The 1,038-nt window shown below is 65.1% G+C and carries 1 protein-coding gene; it reads left to right on the forward strand.

Features of this window, described 5'->3' with window-relative positions:
• The coding region (locus FFS52_RS23575) for an HNH endonuclease signature motif containing protein (protein WP_137811094.1) at nt 1-865 on the forward strand (865 nt) is incomplete at its 5' end.
• Nucleotides 866-1,038 lie beyond the last annotated feature (173 nt).

Raw genomic sequence — 1,038 nt, forward strand, 5'->3', positions numbered from 1 at the left:
GCTTTCCGACGACAAGCGCTCACGGTATGAGCTCGAACTCGTCGCCCAGGCACTGTCCGGGGCGGCGCCGACGCAAGTACTCAAGCATGCTCGCGCGATCGCCAACAACCTTGCCGACGCTTCCGATGCCGGAATCCCCGCCGCCGACGACCCATCACTGAATTCGGTGAACGCGCACACCACCGACGACGGCCGCGTCGAGGTCCGCGCTGACCTCACCCAGGTGGTCGGTGAGAAGTTCATGGCGATGATCGACGAACGGTCCTGTCCGCGGCGCGAACCCGACGGCACCGAGGATCGACGCACCGCCGAGCAACGCCGCGCCGACGCTTTCGAGTTGATCCTCGATCAAGCAGCGATCGGCGCGACCATCGACACCGTCGGAAGCCCACGCACGCAACTGATGCTGACGATCCCCGCGACCGGAGACCTGGCGTCGCTGCCGTGGACCGGGCCGGTCAGCCATGCCACCGCGAAACAAGCGTCGTGCGACGGCTCGCTGACGGAGATCATTCTCAACGGTGAGGGCGTACCGCTGCAGATGGGTCACACTCATCGGTTGTATCCGGCACACCTCCGCAAGGCGATCATCGTGCGTGACGCCTGCTGCATCAAATGCGGTGCACCACCGTCACATACCCAGGTTCACCACGTCACCCATTGGGCCGACGGCGGACCCACCGACCTCGACAACGGCTGCCTGCTCTGCCAACGCTGCCACACCCAGGTCCACCACCACGGCTGGGACATCGTGATGGGTTTCGACCGTCATCCCTGGCTCGTCCCACCCGCGACCATCGATCCGCGGCGCCGACCACTGCCCGCTTACAACCGACGCACCATGCGACTCGACGACGCCGCCTGACCGCTGCCGCCACAGACCACCAGACTTTCGCGTAGCACCTTCGCACCCGGGCCACACCCGTGAATCACCCCAGGTTTGATGCCGCTTCCTTCTGAGTCAGGAAGGATGAGCACATGCCTAAGAAAATCGACCCAGAGGTCCGTTCGAGGGCCTTGCGGCTGCTGGAGGCCCAC

It is taken from the genome of Gordonia sp. ALPHA1B1 (assembly GCF_005502615.1).
In the GTDB taxonomy this organism is placed as follows: domain Bacteria; phylum Actinomycetota; class Actinomycetes; order Mycobacteriales; family Mycobacteriaceae; genus Gordonia; species Gordonia hongkongensis.